14 protein-coding genes are annotated in these 17,083 nt (G+C 60.5%); 7 read left to right on the top strand and 7 right to left on the bottom strand.

All coding sequences use genetic code 11. The features are described 5' to 3' along the window. Positions 1-43: 43 nt before the first annotated feature. Positions 44-1,579: a MocR-like pyridoxine biosynthesis transcription factor PdxR gene (gene pdxR, locus AB4N33_RS22020; protein ID WP_476458243.1), complete on the bottom strand. Its 1,536-nt coding sequence runs from the start codon at positions 1,577-1,579 to the stop codon at positions 44-46. A gap of 90 nt (positions 1,580-1,669) precedes the next feature. On the opposite strand from pdxR, the gene AB4N33_RS22015 reads away from it, so the two are divergent. From AB4N33_RS22015 to AB4N33_RS22005, 3 genes are read left to right on the top strand one after another with little or no spacing between them, the layout of a single operon-like run. Beyond that, positions 1,670-2,293 (top strand): FMN-binding negative transcriptional regulator, encoded by a 624-nt coding sequence (locus AB4N33_RS22015; protein WP_476458242.1) that lies wholly within the window; start codon positions 1,670-1,672, stop codon positions 2,291-2,293. 9 nt (positions 2,294-2,302) lie between these two features. Continuing rightward, positions 2,303-2,749, top strand: coding sequence for a GNAT family N-acetyltransferase (locus tag AB4N33_RS22010; protein WP_460119599.1), 447 nt, complete (start codon positions 2,303-2,305; stop codon positions 2,747-2,749). Between the two features lie 17 nt (positions 2,750-2,766). Next, positions 2,767-3,438 (top strand): GNAT family N-acetyltransferase, encoded by a 672-nt coding sequence (locus AB4N33_RS22005; RefSeq protein ID WP_476458241.1) that lies wholly within the window; start codon positions 2,767-2,769, stop codon positions 3,436-3,438. Positions 3,439-3,494: 56 nt separating this feature from the next. Here the strand turns inward: AB4N33_RS22005 and AB4N33_RS22000 are convergent, their stop codons facing one another. From AB4N33_RS22000 to AB4N33_RS21990, 3 genes are all read right to left on the bottom strand, one after another. After that, positions 3,495-3,767: a transcriptional regulator gene (locus AB4N33_RS22000; RefSeq protein ID WP_460119596.1), complete on the bottom strand. Its 273-nt coding sequence runs from the start codon at positions 3,765-3,767 to the stop codon at positions 3,495-3,497. 440 nt (positions 3,768-4,207) lie between these two features. Then, a complete protein-coding gene (gene oadA / locus AB4N33_RS21995) occupies positions 4,208-6,016 on the bottom strand; it encodes a sodium-extruding oxaloacetate decarboxylase subunit alpha (protein ID WP_460119594.1) in 1,809 nt (602 codons plus the stop codon). Positions 6,017-6,117: 101 nt separating this feature from the next. After that, positions 6,118-7,533 carry an acetyl-CoA carboxylase biotin carboxylase subunit gene (locus AB4N33_RS21990; RefSeq protein WP_460119592.1) on the bottom strand — a complete coding sequence of 472 codons (1,416 nt, stop codon included), beginning with the start codon at positions 7,531-7,533 and terminating at the stop codon, positions 6,118-6,120. Between the two features lie 190 nt (positions 7,534-7,723). Between AB4N33_RS21990 and AB4N33_RS21985 the strand changes: the two genes are divergently transcribed. Next, positions 7,724-8,686: a LysR family transcriptional regulator gene (locus tag AB4N33_RS21985; RefSeq protein ID WP_476458240.1), complete on the top strand. Its 963-nt coding sequence runs from the start codon at positions 7,724-7,726 to the stop codon at positions 8,684-8,686. Here AB4N33_RS21985 and AB4N33_RS21980 read toward each other — a convergent pair. The 3 genes from AB4N33_RS21980 to AB4N33_RS21970 form a co-directional block, all read right to left on the bottom strand. Beyond that, positions 8,628-8,837, bottom strand: a complete 210-nt coding sequence (locus AB4N33_RS21980; RefSeq protein WP_460119588.1) for a PA3496 family putative envelope integrity protein — start codon at positions 8,835-8,837, stop codon at positions 8,628-8,630. The two genes, AB4N33_RS21985 and AB4N33_RS21980, sit on opposite strands and share 59 nt — an antisense overlap. A 214-nt stretch (positions 8,838-9,051) precedes the next feature. Then, the gene (gene hexR / locus AB4N33_RS21975) at positions 9,052-9,918 is read right to left on the bottom strand and encodes a transcriptional regulator HexR (protein WP_192307191.1); all 867 of its coding nucleotides are present in this window, start codon (positions 9,916-9,918) and stop codon (positions 9,052-9,054) included. Between the two features lie 156 nt (positions 9,919-10,074). Next, positions 10,075-12,939 (bottom strand): EAL domain-containing protein, encoded by a 2,865-nt coding sequence (locus tag AB4N33_RS21970; RefSeq protein WP_476458239.1) that lies wholly within the window; start codon positions 12,937-12,939, stop codon positions 10,075-10,077. 256 nt (positions 12,940-13,195) lie between these two features. Between AB4N33_RS21970 and uvrD the strand changes: the two genes are divergently transcribed. The 3 genes from uvrD to AB4N33_RS21955 all read left to right on the top strand — a co-directional run bounded on the left by uvrD (position 13,196) and on the right by AB4N33_RS21955 (position 16,991). Beyond that, positions 13,196-15,379 (top strand): DNA helicase II, encoded by a 2,184-nt coding sequence (gene uvrD / locus AB4N33_RS21965; RefSeq protein ID WP_476458238.1) that lies wholly within the window; start codon positions 13,196-13,198, stop codon positions 15,377-15,379. Positions 15,380-15,500: 121 nt separating this feature from the next. Then, positions 15,501-15,941: an EamA family transporter gene (locus AB4N33_RS21960; protein ID WP_460119580.1), complete on the top strand. Its 441-nt coding sequence runs from the start codon at positions 15,501-15,503 to the stop codon at positions 15,939-15,941. A gap of 180 nt (positions 15,942-16,121) precedes the next feature. Then, positions 16,122-16,991: a Tim44 domain-containing protein gene (locus AB4N33_RS21955; RefSeq protein ID WP_460119578.1), complete on the top strand. Its 870-nt coding sequence runs from the start codon at positions 16,122-16,124 to the stop codon at positions 16,989-16,991. The last annotated feature ends 92 nt before the right edge of the window (positions 16,992-17,083 follow it).

Below are 17,083 nucleotides of genomic sequence, written 5' to 3'. Positions count from 1 at the left end.
TGTAGCAGCGAGCATGCTCGCTCCTGCAGGGTTGGGAATGGGGTCAGCGCCAGGCTTTTTTCAACCGCGTCAGCGCCGCCCGGATATCCGCCTCCGGCACCGCTGCAAAGCCAAGCACCAGCCCGGCACGCAGGTCCAGCGGCGTTTGTGAGTCGGGCAGCCAGTAGCTGCTCAGCGGGTTGATCTCGACATCGACACGTGCGGCCTTCTCGACCAGTTCCTGCTCTCGGGCCTTTGAGTCCACTGCCACCGTCAAGTGAAGCCCGGCCGCTACACTCGGCAGCTGGCCGACACCTGAAATGCCCTGGGGCCAATCCGCCATGAGTGTGTTGCGCCGGCTCAAGGCTGCGCGGCGCATCCGGCGGATGTGGCGCTGAAAGTGCCCGGCCGCCATGAATTCAGCCATGACCGCCTGGGTGCTCACTTCGGAGTGCCGGACATCCACCGCACGCCGCCGCGAAAACGCGTCCACCAGCCCCGAAGGTAAAACCAGGTAGCCCAGGCGCAAGGCCGGAAAGGCGACTTTGCCGAAGGTGCCGACATACAGCACCCGCCCCTGCCGATCGAGGGCGGCCAGCGGCGCCAATGGCGCGCCGGTGTAACGGTACTCGCCGTCGTAGTCGTCTTCGACGATCCAACCCTGATTCCGCTCGGCCCAGGCCAGCAATTCAAGACGCCGTGCCAGGCTCATGACGACACCGCTCGGGTACTGGTGCGAAGGGGTGACATACGCCAGCCGGCAATTGCTGTAGGTCGCCAACTCATTGCAGTCGATACCCTCGCTGTCCACCGCCACACCTTGCAGGCGCGCTCCGGCCACGGCGAAGGCATGACCCGCTGCGCGATACCCCGGATTTTCGATAGCCACCCCATCGCCCGACTCCACCAGCAGCTGTGCACAAAGGCTAATCCCTTGCTGCGCCCCACTGGTGATCACAATTTGCTCAGCCGTGCACTGCATACCTCGGGAACTGCGCAGGTACGCGGCAATGAGCCCTCGCAAGCGCTCATCACCTGCCGGGTCGCCATAACACAACTGGTGCAAATCCGGTTTGCGCCAGAAAGCCGCGTTCAGCTTGGCCCACACCTCGAAAGGGAACAGATCGAATGCCGGAACACCCACCCGAAATGCTCGGGGAGGACCGCTCGGCGGCAAGGCCAAATGGTTATTTTCGACCCTCTCCATCGCGCCACTGTGGATAACTTTACTGGATGGAACCACAGGTAAATCCAGCAAATTTGTGGATAACCCTGTGGGTAAGCCTGTTGAAAAGCCTGTGGATACTTTTGTGGATAGTTTTTTTGTCTGCGGCAGTTGAGCCACGTACGTGCCGTCGCCCACTCGCCCTTCAATGAAGCCCTCGGCGTAGAGCTGATCGTAGGCCCTGACCACGCTGTTGCGCGAAATCGCCAACGCGCCAGCCAGATCCCGACTGGCTGGCAACCGGGTGCCGCTGACCAATCGCCCGTCGAGCACCCGTGCGCGCAACGCTTGATAGAGCTGACGACTCAGCCCCTGGCGTCGATCGAGTTCTATGCCCGCCGGGTTGAATGAAAGCGAAAGCGGCACGTCCGTCATGGTAATGGACCTATTAAATGGGTCTTAAATGGCTCTTACAACAGACCAATAGCCTGCCTAGGATGCAAGCAATCGCCAAGGAAAATATCCATGTACACGCCACGTAGTTTTGCCATCGACGATTTGCAGCAGATACAGCAGCAAATGCGGGATACCCGCTTGGCCGTGCTCGTGACCCACGGTGCGCAGGGCTTGCAGGCCAGTCACTTGCCACTGTTGCTGCGTCCGGACGAGGGCGCCAACGGCACTCTCTACGGTCACTTTGCCCGCGCCAATCCACAGTGGAAGGACCTGCAGGACGGCGCCGAGGCGCTGGTGATCTTCGCTGGTCCCGACGCCTACGTGAGCCCCGGGTTCTATCCGAGCAAGGCCGAACACGGAAAGGCTGTACCGACCTGGAACTACATCGCGGTGCACGCCTATGGCACTGCCGACGTATTCACCGACACCGGACGCCTGCATGACCTGGTCAGTGCATTGACCGATCGCCACGAAACCGGCCGCCCACAGCCGTGGAAGGTCACCGATGCCCCCGCCGACTACATCGACGGCATGCTCAAGGCCATCGTCGGTTTTGCCTTGCCGATCCAACGCCTGGAGGGCAAACGCAAGCTCGGCCAGAACCGCAGCAGCGCAGACATTGCCGGCGTGCGCGAAGGGCTTGCCGCCAGCCCGGATGCCCAGGACCGCGCCCTCGCCCACTTGATGACATAAGGAACACCCATGAGCCAGATAGAAATCCGTCAGGTCAGCGCTGACGATCACGCCGCGTGGCTGCCGTTGTGGCAGGCCTACCTGCGCTTTTACAAAACCGAGTTACCGGAGGCGGTCAGCCAGAGCACCTGGCAGCGCATCCTCGACCCGAGCGAACCGACCCACGCCGCGCTGGCCTGGGCGGATGGCAAAGCGGTGGGCATGGTGCATTTCATCTACCATCGCTCCAACTGGGCCATCGAAAACTCCTGCTATCTGCAAGACTTGCTGGTGGTGCCTGAAACCCGTGGCACCGGTGTCGGCCGCCAGTTGATCGAATTCGTCTATGCCACGGCCAAGGCCGATGGTTGCAGCAAAGTCCACTGGCTGACCCACGAAACCAATGCCACCGCGATCCAGCTCTACGAGCGTATCGCCGAACGCCCGGGTTTCATCCAGTTTCGCAAAGCCATTTAAGGTTCAAGGAGAACACGATGTCGACTTCACTCGCCGATTGGAAAGGCGCCCCGGCCCCCACCGTGCAAACCCTCGAAGGGCGCTTCATTCGCCTGGAAAGACTCGACCCGGCGCGACACGGCGACGAGCTGTTCAACGCTTTGCAAGGTCCCGGCGCCGACCCGAAACTGTGGGACTACCTGCCTTACGGCCCGTTCCCGGAGCGCAGCGTCTTCAATGACTGGCTGAACAACCACGCCGCCAGCAGCGACCCGTATTTCTTCAGCGTGGTCGACCGCGCCAGCGGTGAAGTGCAAGGCATCCTCAGCCTGATGTCGATCGTACCGTCCCAGGGCCGTATCGAAATTGGACACGTGACCTTCGGCGCGCCGATGCAGCGCTCGCCGAAAAGCACCGAAGCAGTTTACCTGTTGGCCAAGCAATCATTCGCCTTGGGCTACCGTCGCCTGGAGTGGAAATGCAACAACGGCAATGCCCGCTCCAAATACGCGGCAGAACGCCTGGGCTTCAGTTTTGAAGGCGTGTTCCGCCAGCACATGGTAGTCAAGGGACAGAACCGCGATACAGCGTGGTACTCGATCATCGACTCGGAGTGGCCGGCAGTCGCAGCGGGTTTCGAGCGCTGGTTGAGTGATGAGAATCAGTTGGGGGCCGGGCAAGTGAAGACGTTGGCGGAGTGCCGGGGATAAGTCACCGACATCTGCACAGAGGCCTCCGAGCCCAAGTATGCGAAGGCGCTCTCGGTTCAATCCCTGCGGATGCGCACCACCCCCATCTTCATGCCAAAGGGACGGAACACGGCATTCAGCGATTTGAGTGTCTGGTTCCCTTCCCCATGCTCAATGTGTACCAGTGTGCGCACCGATATCCTGCACATTTTCGCGAACTGAACCTGGTGCATGCCTGTGACCTCGACCCGCAATCGCCGGACGGCTTCGCCGATTTCAAGCGTGCCCTGATTCAACGCTTCCTGAATGCTGTCCAAGAGCACTGCACGTTCAGCGACGGTCATGCTCATTTCAGATGCCACTCTTTCAAACGTTGCTCCAGGTTTTTCAGGGCTACACACGCAACATAATGCATATGCATTGACGTAACAGTCGTAATAAACGCAATAAAATGCAGATTTTCAACACTTTTACCCCGCAAATCTGCAAAACAATGCACACACACCTCAGTCGAAGAATCCTCTGTAGGCTTAAACCAGCAATGAGTACAGCGTCTACAGTGCGCATGTGGATCGGGACACGTTGATGGTCGATGCCGGCCTGGACCTGAACCTCTCGGCACACAATACGCTGGGCGTGGGTTTGAACGGAGAAAGGGGCAGCGACAGTCGCGGCCATGGCCTGATGGGGCCGTGGCGCATAAGCTTTTGAGCGGCGACGAAATTCGGGCAAAAAAAAGGGGAGCACCCGCTCCCCCGAGGATTAAAACGTTGTGACCGAGGCTGTTAGATCAGCCTTCGATCTCGATCAGGATTTCGCCCGGGTTTACCCGGTCGCCCTTGGCCACGTGAATGGCGGTGACCTTGCCTGCAATGGCTGCCTGGACTTCGGTTTCCATTTTCATGGCTTCGGTGATCAGTACGGCCTGGCCAGCCTTGACGGTGTCGCCTTCCTTGACCAGTACGTCGACGATGTTGCCTGGCATGGTGGTGCTGACATGGCCCGGTGCAGTCGCTTGCTTGCGCTTGCTGCTGCCACCGCCGACGAATTCGTTCAGCGGCTCGAACACCACTTCCTCCGGCATGCCGTCGATGGACAGATAGAAGTGACGCTTGCCTTCGGCCTTCACGCCGACACCGGTGATGTCGACACGGTAGGTTTCGCCGTGGACGTCGATGACGAACTCGGTCGGTACGCCTTCACCACCGGCGGAAGCGACCTTGCCGGCTTCCGGAATCGGCAACAGCACTTCCGGAGTCAGGGTGCCGGCAGCGCGTTCCTCGAGGAACTTGCGGCCAATGTCCGGGAACATGGCGAAGGTCAGCACGTCTTCTTCGGACTTGGCCAACGCACCGATCTCTTCACGCAGCTTGGCCATTTCCGGCTTGAGCAGGTCGGCTGGACGCACGTCGATGACGTCTTCGCTGCCAATGGCCTGGCGACGCAGTTGCTCGTTCACGGTGCCCGGTGCCTTGCCGTAGCCACCTTGCAGGTACAGCTTCACTTCGTTGGTGATGGTCTTGTAGCGCTCGCCGGCCAGCACGTTGAAGAACGCCTGGGTACCCACGATCTGCGAAGTCGGAGTCACCAGCGGCGGGAAGCCGAGGTCTTCGCGCACCCGCGGGATTTCTGCCAACACTTCGCCCATCCGGTTCAGGGCGCCCTGTTCCTTGAGCTGGTTGGCCAGGTTGGAAATCATCCCGCCTGGAACCTGGTTGACCTGCACGCGGGTATCGACTGCGGTGAATTCACTTTCGAACTGGTGGTACTTCTTGCGCACGGCGTAGAAGTACAAACCAATCTCTTGCAGCAGTTCCAGGTTCAAGCCGGTGTCGAACTCGCTGCCCTTGAGGGCAGCGACCATCGACTCGGTGCCCGGGTGGCTGGTACCCCAGGCGAAGCTGGAGATGGCGGTGTCAATGTGGTCGGCACCGTTTTCGATTGCCTTGAGCTGGCACATCGCGGCGAGGCCGGCGGTGTCGTGGGAGTGGATGAACACCGGCAACGACTGCTCGGCCTTCAATGCCTTGACCAGTTCGCCCGTGGCGTACGGGGTCAGCAGGCCGGCCATGTCCTTGATCGCCACCGAGTCGCAACCCATGGCTTCCATTTGTTTGGCTTGTGCCACGAACGCCTCGATGGTGTGCACTGGGCTCGTGGTGTAGGCGATGGTGCCCTGGGCATGTTTGCCGGAGGCTTTCACGGCTTCGATGGCCACGCGCAGGTTACGCACATCGTTCATGGCATCGAAGATGCGGAACACATCGATGCCGTTGACCGCGGCCTTGGCGACGAAGGCCTTGACCACGTCATCGCTGTAGTGGCGGTAGCCCAGCAGGTTCTGGCCGCGCAGCAGCATTTGCAGGCGGGTGTTGGGCAGCGCGGCGCGCAGTTGGCGCAGGCGCTCCCACGGATCTTCCTTGAGGAAGCGTACGCAGGCGTCAAACGTGGCGCCGCCCCAGCACTCCAGCGACCAGTAGCCGACTTTGTCGAGCTTGTCGCAGATCGGCAGCATGTCTTCGGTGCGCATGCGGGTCGCGAGCAGCGATTGGTGGGCGTCGCGCAGGATGGTGTCAGTAACGAAGATCTTCTTAGTCATTGGTATCTCCTCATAGCGGCAAGCTTCGAGCTACAAGCGTCAAGCAAAAGCAGATCGGCTTTTACTTGCAGCTTGCAGCTCGGCGCTTACAGCTGTTTCATTCATAGGCCTGCGTGGGCGGCGATGGCGGCGGCGATGGCCAGGGCCAACTCTTCGGGTTTGCGCTTGATCGAGTAGTTGGTCAGTTCAGGGTGGCTTTCAACGAAGCTGGTGTTGAACTGGCCGCTACGAAATTCCGGGTTGCGCAGGATTTCCTGGTAGTACGCGGCGGTGGTCTTGACCCCTTGCAGACGCATGTCGTCGAGGGCGCGCAAGCCACGGTCCATCGCTTCTTCCCAAGTCAGCGCCCACACCACCAGTTTCAGGCACATGGAGTCGTAGAATGGCGGAATGGTGTAGCCGGTGTAGATCGCCGTGTCGGTGCGCACGCCGGGACCGCCGGGCGCGTAGTAACGGGTGATCTTGCCGAAGCTGGGCAGGAAGTTGTTTTTCGGGTCTTCGGCATTGATCCGGAACTGCAGCGCGAAGCCACGGTGCTGGATGTCTTCCTGTTTTACCGAGAGCGGCAAGCCGGAAGCGATTCGGATCTGCTCACGGACGATGTCGATGCCCGTGATTTCTTCGGTGATGGTGTGTTCCACCTGCACCCGGGTGTTCATCTCCATGAAGTACACCTCGCCCTCGGCGAGCAGGAACTCCACGGTGCCGGCATTCTCGTAGCCCACGGCCTTGGCGGCGCGCACCGACAGGTCACCAATGTAGGCGCGCTGTTCGGGGGTCAGTTGCGGGCTCGGGGCGATCTCGATGAGCTTCTGGTTGCGGCGCTGGATCGAACAGTCACGCTCGAACAGATGCACCACATTGCCAAAGCTGTCGCCGAGGATCTGCGCTTCGATGTGCTTGGGGTTTACGATGCATTTTTCCAGGAACACTTCCGCCGAACCGAACGCCTTGGTGGCCTCGGAAATCACTCGAGGGAAAGCCTGTTCAAGTTCCTCGCGGCTGTTGCAGCGACGGATACCACGGCCGCCACCACCGGAGGTCGCCTTGAGCATCACCGGATAACCGATGCGGTCGCCTTCGGTGAGGGCTTCTTCGATGCCGGATACGTTGCCTTCGGTGCCCGGAGTCACCGGTACGCCGGCCTTGATCATGCTGCGACGAGCTTCGGTCTTGTCACCCATGCGGCGGATGACTTCAGCCGAGGGGCCGATGAATTTGATGCCGCGTTCGGCGCAAATCTCTGCCAGCTCGGCGTTTTCCGACAGGAAACCATAGCCGGGATGCAAGGCATCGCAGCCAGTTTCCACCGCCAGGTTCACCAGCTTGCGCGGGTTCAGGTACCCGGCCAGTGGCTCGGCGCCAATGCTGTGAGCCTCGTCTGCACGCTTCACGTGCAGCGCATGGCGGTCGGCATCAGAGAAAATCGCCACCGAGCGGATGCCCATCTCGGCGCAGGCTCGCACGATGCGGACGGCAATCTCACCACGGTTGGCGATCAGGATCTTTGTTATCACTTGGAGTTTCCCTTGAGCCGCTGGTACCCACGACCTGCTAGACCAGGTCGACGCGTGACCAAATGTTTCAATTTAGTCGCAGCCCCACACTAGCCCGCACAAGGGATTAACAAAAATGATTAATTATTGGGTCATGCATAAGTAAAGACTTATAGTTGAACCATCAGCCTGCGGCAGGAGTGATCGGATAATGCGTAAGTCATTGATGCGTATGACATTGCGTCAATTGCAGATTTTCAACGAGGTCTGCGACCTGCGCTCATACAGCCGCGCCGCCGACGAAATGTCACTCACTCAACCCGCCGTGAGCCTGCAGATTCGTCAGCTCGAAGAGCTGATTGGCCAGCCTCTGTTCGATTACGTCGGCAAAAAGCTCTACATGACCGAAGCCGCTGAAGCGCTTCAGCGAGCCAGTCGGGACATCTTCGGTCGCCTGGAAAATCTCGACATGCAGCTGTCGGACATGCAGGGTTCGTTGCAGGGCCAACTGAAACTGGCCATCGAATCCAGCGCGAAATATTTCGTGCCGCACTTGTTTGCCGCGTTCAAGCGCCAGCATCCGGAGGTCAACCTGCAACTGACGGTGGTCAACCGTGGGCAGGTGATCCGCCGCCTCTCGGACAACCGTGATGACTTGGTGATCATGTCCATGGTTCCGCAGGACATGGGGCTGGAATTCCTGCCTTTCCTCAACAATCCGATCGTCGCGGTGGCACCGCCCGATCATCCGCTGTGTCACATGGGCCCGCTGCGCTTGCAGGATCTGGAACCCTATACCCTGCTGCTGCGCGAGCCCGGCTCCGGTACGCGCATGGCCTGCGAGGAGTATTTCAAGGAGAAGCGCGTGCACTTCAACCAGACTCAGGAGGTCTCGTCGGCCGAAGCTCAAAGGGAATGCGTGTTGGCGGGTCTGGGCGTCGCGCTGATGACGCGCCACGCCCTGAACCTGGAATTGGCGACCGGTGGTTTGATTGAGTTACCGGTCGAGGAGCTGCCGCTGTTTCGCAGTTGGTGCCTGGTCCAGGCCAAGGCCAAGCGGCTGTCGCCGGTGGCCCACGCATTCCTTGCGTTCATCCGCAGCGAACGGGTGCAGATCAGCGCCCTGGTTGAGCGTTTCGACGGGAAGTTGCGGGAGTTGCCTGCCAGTAGTTGAGTTCCAGCTCTGGAAAATCACCGATCTCGGCCATTAACTGGCGGCGCTCGCAGCGATCTTCGATGGCGCGGCGAAACTCCATGCGGCGCTGGTCTTCCTGTTGACGACGGGTTCTGACAGCGCTGTTGCGTTCTTCGTAGGGCTGGGCCATTTCGAGTCTCCCAAGGCGAGTACGGGAGTTACAGGATGGGCGCGGGGGATGACCGTTTGGCGGCGGGGGCGTGACAGACTCGTGAAAGTTGTCGATCTGGAGGGAATTATCGCGAGCAGGCTCGCTCCCACAATGGAGCGGTGTTCACAAAACCGTTGTAGGAGCGAGCTTGCTCGCGATCAGGGTCGGCACGACCCTGCGACGACGCCAGTCATCAATCATCCAGCGCTTTCACCGCCTTTGGCGACAAGCGCAAGCTGCGCAGACTGCGCTTGACGCTCTTGAGGTGGTTGACCAGGCTCGGCCCGCGCGCCATGGCCACGCCCATCGCCAGCACGTCGATCACCACCAGGTGAGCGATGCGCGAAGTCAGCGGCGTATAAATTTCGGTGTCTTCGTGCACGTCGATGGCCAGATTGACCGTCGACAACTCGGCAAGCGGCGTCTGGCTCGGGCACAGGGTAATCAACGAGGCGCCGCTTTCGCGCACCAGGTTGGCCGTAATCAGCAAGTCCTTGGAGCGCCCCGACTGGGAAATGCAGATCGCCACGTCGCTTGGCTTGAGCGTCACCGCCGACATCGCCTGCATGTGCGGGTCGGAATACGCCGCCGCCGTCAGCAGCAGGCGAAAGAACTTGTGCTGCGCATCCGCCGCCACCGCGCCGGATGCACCGAAGCCATAAAATTCGACACGCTGCGCCTGGGACATGAGCGACACGGCCCGTTGCAACTCCACCGGATCGAGCTTCTCGCGAACCTCCATCAGGGTGTGCAGCGTGGTATCGAAAATCTTCAGGCTGTAGTCGGCGACGGAGTCATCTTCATGGATGGCGAACTGGCCAAAACTCGCCCCCGCCGCCAGGCTCTGCGCCAGCTTGAGTTTCAGATCCTGAAACCCGGAGCAACCGATGGCACGACAGAAGCGCACGATGGTCGGCTCGCTGATACCCACGCTGTGGGCCAGATCGGCCATGGAACTGTGCATCACCGCCGCAGGGTCAAGCAGCACGTGGTCGGCGACCTTGAGCTCCGACTTGCGTAACAGGTGACGTGACTGGGCAATGTGTTGCAGCAGATTCAAGGGCCTGGACTCTTTGTTATGGGCAGGTGCCGGAGATGTAGCACGCTTGTAGTTATACTACATGAATCGGCTTTTTGCCTGCTCAAATGAGTAACTGAATGGCTGGAGGCCGCTTTGTTTTGGCAAGGAATGCGAGATGTAGCGCTAGTGGCAGGATTATCCGCGTTGAGCCCGTAGCAGCGACGCCAGCCCATCCGCTTCAATCGGCCGACTGATCAGGTAACCCTGCACCTCATCGCAGCGCTCACCTTGCAGAAACTCCAACTGCTCCTGCTTCTCGACCCCCTCGGCCACCACCTTCAACGACAACCCATGCGCCATCGCAATAATCGCTCGGGTAATCGCCGCGTCCACCGTGCCCTCCCCCAGGCCGCGAATGAACGATTGATCGATCTTCACGTAGTCCACCGGAATCCGCTTGAGGTAACTCAGGGACGAGTAGCCGGTGCCGAAGTCGTCGATCGCCAGCTTCACGCCCAGGTCCCGCAGTTGCTGGAAGGTCGCGATGATGTGTTCGACGCTGTCCAGCAAGTGGCTTTCGGTCAGTTCCAGTTCCAGGTAGTGCGGCGCCAGGCCAGTTTCTTCCAGCACCTGACGCACCAGGCTTACCAGTTTGCCCTGGCGCAGTTGATGCACCGACAGGTTCACCGACACCCGGATAGGCTCCAGGCCCTGGCGCTGCCACTCGCAGGCCTGCCAGCACGCCTGTCGTAACACAAACTCACCGATCGGGCCGATCAACCCGGTTTCCTCGGCCAGGCCGATGAAGTCTCCCGGCGGGACGTTGCCTAATAGAGGGTGATCCCAACGCACCAGCGCCTCGGCAGCATTCAGCCGGCCGGTGGCGAGGCACAGTTTGGGTTGATAGAAGACGTTCAGCTGCTTTTCTTCAATGGCTTTGCGCAGCCGGTTTTCCAGTTGCAGGCGCTCAAGGGTGCTGGCTTGAAGGCTGTCGGTGTAGAACTGGAAATTGTTGCCGCCCAGGTGCTTGGCGTGTTGCATGGCCATGTTCGACTGGCTCACCAGGGCGGAGATTTCCCGCGCATTGTCCGGCAGCATGCTGATGCCCATGGAGGCGCTGACCACCAGTTCATGCCCGTCGACCGTCACCGGCACGCGCAGCTTGGTCGACAGTCGCGTCGCCACCCGCGCCAGGCTCGAGAGTGTGCCGTAGGCGTCGAACAGCACGGCGAATTCATCGCCGGACAGCCGTGCGATGGTGTCCGCCTCCGGCAGCGCGTTGACCAGACGCCGGGACATTTTCTGCAACAGCTGGTCGGCGATTTCATGGCCCAGACTGTCGTTGAGCAATTTGAAGCGGTCGAGGTTAATGTGCAGCAACGCCAGGCTACGACCGCCCTGGCGAACGCGCTGATGGGCCTCTCTCAGGCGTTCGTGGAACAGCGAGCGGTTGGCCAGGCCAGTCAGTTCGTCGTAGTGAGTCAAATAGCGCATGCGCTCTTCAGATTCACGTCGCGCTGAGAGATCGGCGAAGAAGCCCACGATATGGCTGATATTTCCTCGGTTATCGCGCACAACGTTCAATTGCAGCCACTGCGGATACAGCTCGCCATTCTTGCGCGTTTCCACCAGCTCGCCTTGCCAACTGCCATGCTGCTCCAGTGCCTGATGGATCGCCCCGTAGTGCCGGCGGGCATCGCGACTGCATGGCAGCTCGACAACGTTGCACCCGATCATGTCTTCCAGGTCATAACCGCTTAAACGGCTGAACGCCTGGTTGACCGCAATGAGGGCGTAGTTCGGGTCGAAAATCATGATGCCTTCACTGGCCGCCTCGAACACCGTCGCCGCCAGTTGCTGCTGCGCCTCGAGGTTTTTACTGGCAGTGATGTCGCGGCGGGTGCCGACCATGCGGATCACCCGGCCATTTTCGGTACGCTCGACCGCGCGCCCCCGGTCCTCGATCCAGACCCAATGACCCGCCCCATGGCGCACCCGGTACTCAATCTGATAATCCTCGCTGCGGCCCTTCAAGTGCTCGACCAGTGCCCGCTTGAGTCCTGGCACGTCCTCCGGGTGCAAACGCGGCGTGAGATGACCAAGCATCGCCGTAATGAACTCCGGATCGAGGCCAAACAGCTCCTGCAGATGCGTGTGGTGAACCTCGTCGGTCTGCAGATTCCAGTCCCACAACCCCAATTCGCTGGCTTTCAACGCCAGCGCCAGCCGTGCCTCACTTTTTCCCAGAGCATGGTTGGCGGCGTCCAGCTCGAGGCCGCGCTCGTCGACGCGGGTTTGCAGCCCGGTCTGGATTTCACGTAACTCATCTTCAGCACGGCGACGCTGCTCGATTTCCCTGGCCAATTCCTGGTTCAGTTGATCGCTTTGGTTTTGCGCGGCCTGCAAGTGTTCAATCAGCGCCTGGTTCTGGAAACGACGCAGCAAGCCGCCATCGATCAACCGGTTGACCTGCCAGGCCACGACACTCAATGCGCCCAGCAGGATCAGTCCGAACCAGCCCCAACCCTGCCCTTGTGAGTCACCGCCCCAGAAAAGGTAAGCGATGGCAGGCAAGAGGCATGGCAAGGTGAACGAAAGGAACGCAGGAAGGCTGACTGCGTAGGCCACACTGGCCGAAAGCGCCGCCGCGCCGATGAGGCCAAACACCCAGGCCTGCTGGATGAAATCGTCGGCGGGGACCAGGGCGATGCCGGCGCCGGCCAGCGTCAGCCCGGTCATGGCCGAGCCCAGCAGGAACATGCGACGCCAGACGGGATGAGCCTGGCGGTGAGGTATCGCCGAATCGAAGGCCGCCACCTGGATGACGCGCAACGCCACCAGCGAGAGCAACCACACCAGCCAGACGGTGACCACGAAATAGCGCTGTGGACTCCACAGCAGGCCTGCACAGACCAGTCCATTGATCAGCATGAACAGTGTCGGCAACAGCGAGCCTTGATAAAGCAGGCGCGTACGCTCGACCGCCATTTCCATGGCGTACTGTTTGCGAATAACCCGGGGCTCCACAACAGGGCCCGACAGGTCGGAGCTGAGGGTCATAGACAATATTCTTGTTCTTATAAGGATGAGCTGAGTCCGAACGTGGACGGAGCATACACAAGCCAATGACCTTACCAAACTGCTGCAGATCATAAATTCGACAAAAGTACTTGGCCCTCCGGCCCCCCGCAAACCCTGCGAGCGAGGCCCGTCAGCACCTGCAGCGGATGACCGACCGGTCGTCCCGGCCGCATCTTTCATCGGCTAAAGCAAAGCGGGGTTTGCCCGGTGTGGCGCGGCCCCCTAGAATGCCCCGATGCGCGATGATCTCTCCCTTTTGCTGAACTCCCTCAACGATGCCCAACGTCAGGCCGTAGCGGCCCCCGTGGGTCGTCAGTTGGTCCTGGCCGGTGCTGGCTCCGGTAAAACCCGAGTGCTGGTGCACCGTATCGCCTGGTTGATCCAGGTCGAAAACGCCTCGCCCCACTCAATCCTGTCGGTGACTTTCACCAACAAGGCCGCTGCCGAGATGCGCCATCGCATCGAGCAACTGATGGGCATCAACCCGGCCGGCATGTGGGTTGGCACCTTCCACGGCCTGGCGCACCGACTGCTGCGGGCGCACTGGCAGGAAGCCGGCCTGAGCCAGACCTTTCAGATTCTCGACAGCGACGACCAGCAGCGACTGGTCAAGCGCGTGATCCGCGACCTGGGCCTGGACGAGCAGCGCTGGCCGGCCCGTCAGGCCCAGTGGTTCATCAACGGGCAGAAAGACGAAGGCCTGCGTCCGCAACACATTCAAGCCAGTGGCGACCTGTTCCTGGCGACCATGCGCAGCATTTATGAAGCCTATGAGGCCGCGTGCCTGCGCGCCGGTGTCATCGACTTCTCCGAACTGCTGCTGCGCGCACTGGACCTGTGGCGCGATCATCCAGGCCTGCTGGCGCATTACCAGAAACGCTTCCGTCACATCCTTGTGGACGAGTTCCAGGACACCAACGCCGTCCAGTACGCCTGGCTGCGGCTGCTGGCCAAGGGCGGCGACAGCCTGATGGTGGTCGGCGACGACGATCAGTCGATCTATGGCTGGCGTGGCGCAAAAATCGAGAACATCTATCAGTACTCCGATGATTTTCCGGATGCCGAGATCATCCGCCTGGAGCAGAACTACCGCTCCACCGCCGGCATTCTGAAAGCTGCCAATGCCCTGATCGCCAACAACACCGGGCGCATGGGCAAGGAGCTATGGACGGACGGCGGCGATGGCGAAGCGATCAACCTGTACGCCGCGTTCAACGAACACGACGAAGCACGCTATGTGGTGGAAACCATTGAAAGCGCGCTGAAAACCGGCCTGGCCCGCAGCGATATCGCGATTTTGTACCGCTCCAACGCCCAATCGCGCGTTTTGGAAGAAGCCCTGCTACGCGAGCGCATTCCGTATCGAATTTATGGCGGCCAGCGCTTCTTCGAGCGGGCGGAAATCAAGAATGCCATGGCTTACCTGCGCTTGCTGGAAGGCCGTGGCAACGATGCGGCGCTGGAACGGGTAATCAATGTTCCGACCCGTGGCATCGGCGAAAAAACCGTTGAAGCGATTCGCGAACATGCGCGCCACAGCGACGTATCGATGTGGGAAGCCATGCGCCAGTTGATCGCCAACAAAGGCGTGACTGGCCGTGCAGCCGGCGCACTGGGCGCGTTCATGGAGTTGATCGAGAACCTCGCCGCCAAGTGCATCGAGATGCCGCTGCACCTGATGACCCAAACCGTCATCGAGCAGTCCGGGCTGATCGCCTACCACGAGGCGGAAAAAGGCGAGAAAGGCCAGGCCCGGGTCGAAAACCTTGAGGAACTGGTCAGCGCCGCGCGCAACTTCGAAAACACCGAAGAGGACGAAGACCTGACGCCATTGGCGGCGTTCCTCGGCCACGCATCGCTGGAGGCCGGCGATACCCAGGCGGACGAGCACGAAGACAGCATTCAGTTGATGACCTTGCACAGCGCCAAGGGCCTGGAGTTTCCCTACGTGTTCCTGGTGGGCATGGAAGAAGGCCTGTTCCCGCACAAGATGAGCCTGGAAGAACCCGGCCGTCTCGAGGAGGAACGGCGTCTGGCATATGTGGGCATTACCCGCGCCATGCAGAATCTGGTCATGACCTACGCGGAAACCCGACGGCTGTACGGGAGTGAGACCTACAACAAGGTTTCGCGATTCGTACGTGAGGTGCCTAAAGGTCTGGTTCAGGAAGTACGGCTGTCCAATAGCGTGAGCCGGCCGTTCGGTGGCGGTCAGCAACAAAGTACATCCAGCCTGTTCAGCGGTAGCGAGATCCCGCAAACCGGTTTCACCCTTGGCCAGGCCGTACGCCACTCGGTGTTTGGCGAAGGCGTGATCCTCAACTTCGAGGGCGCGGGAGCCCAGGCGCGGGTACAGGTGAACTTCAGCGAAGGCAGCAAGTGGCTGATGCTGGGGTATGCGAAGCTGGAAGCGATCTAGGGCTTTCTGTAGGAGCGAGCTTGCTCGCGATAGCGGTGTATCAGCCACATCAGTATTGACTGACCCACCGCCATCGCGAGCAAGCTCGCTCCTACAGGGACTGTCACCACAAGGAGCAACCATGGGCTCGGGTTTCTTTTCTTCCTGGACGTTCTGGGCGCTGTTGTCCGCTGCTTTCGCGGCGTTGACCGCCATTTTCGCGAAAATCGGCGTGGAAAACGTCAACTCGGACTTCGCCACGCTGCTGCGCACCGTGGTGGTCCTGGTCAGCCTGGCCTTGATTTTGTACGCCACGGGCCAATATCAATCCCTGGGATCAATCTCGCCAAAGAGTTACCTGTTCCTGCTGCTGTCGGGTCTTGCGACCGGAGCATCGTGGATTTGCTACTTCCGTGCGCTGAAAGTCGGCCCAGCGTCGTTGGTGGCACCCGTGGACAAGCTCAGCGTGGTGTTGGTAGCCGTGCTTGGCGTCTTGCTGCTGGGCGAGAAACTCGACCTGCGCCAATGGGGTGGAATCGGTCTGATCACTGCGGGTGTGGTGATGCTGGCGTTACGACGCTGAGACACCTTCCTACAGAACTTTTCCACCAATCCTACTGACCAAAATGAACAAGCCTGATTGCGCTGACTGAAGCTGAACCCGACCTGTCAGGCAAAAGCCCGAAACAATCTGTCGCTAGCCAGTCACCCTTCACCTGTGCAACATGGCGACGCGTGCCATCCACAAATGGGAATTCCCTTTATGAAACGTTTTCTTAGCATCGCCATGGCGTTGTGCATCGGCCTGACGATGAGCCTCGACGCCAACGCCAAGCGCTTTGGTGGCGGCAAGAGCTCCGGCGCCGCGCCGACTCACCAGACCAGCCAAATGGCCCCTTCTTCTGCTGCAGGCGGCGCTGCTGCCACTGCGGGCGCGGCCGGTGCCGCTGGCGCTGCCGCCAAAGCCGGCGGTGCCTCTCGCTGGCTCGGCCCCCTGGCCGGCATCGCCGCCGGTGGCCTGCTGGCCTCCATGTTCATGGGCGGCGGCTTCCAGGGCATGCAGATCTTCGACATCCTGATCATGGCAGTCATTGCCTTCCTGGTCTTCCGCTTCATCGCCGCTCGCCGCCGCAAGCAACAGGAGCACCTCGCTCCAGCCGGCGCTCCAATGCAGCGTGAAGTGTTCGAGCAAAAGCCATCCATGGGCTCGATCTTCGGTGGTTCCGCGGCTCCGGCTGCCGCCCGTCCGGTGATCAATGCCCCGGCCTGGTTCAATGAGCACAACTTCATTGAAGCCGCACGCAGTCACTTCCAGTCCCTGCAGCAACATTGGGACGCCAACGAAATGGACAAGATTGCCGAGTTCGTGACCCCGCAACTGCTTGAGTTCCTCAAGCGCGAGCGTGCCGATCTGGGCGACGGTTTCCAGTCGACCTACATTGACAACCTCAACGTGCAACTCGATGGCGTCGATGATCGTGCCGACAAGACCATCGCCACCCTGACCTTCAGCGGCGTGTCGAAGACCTCTCGCTTCGACCAGGGCGAAGTCTTCAGCGAAAGCTGGAACATGGAACGTGCTCAGGGTGAGAACCAGCCTTGGCTGGTGGCCGGTATCCGCCAGAACGGCTGATCTGCCCTGCGTTCGATGTGACTCAACGCTGTCTAATGAAAAACCCGGCCTCGGCCGGGTTTTTCTATTTCGCGGTTGCATCCATAGCAAGC

The organism is Pseudomonas sp. S1_E05 (assembly GCF_056337105.1).
Note: the sequence above shows the minus strand (reverse complement) of the source record. Positions and strands in the feature narration are given on the sequence as shown.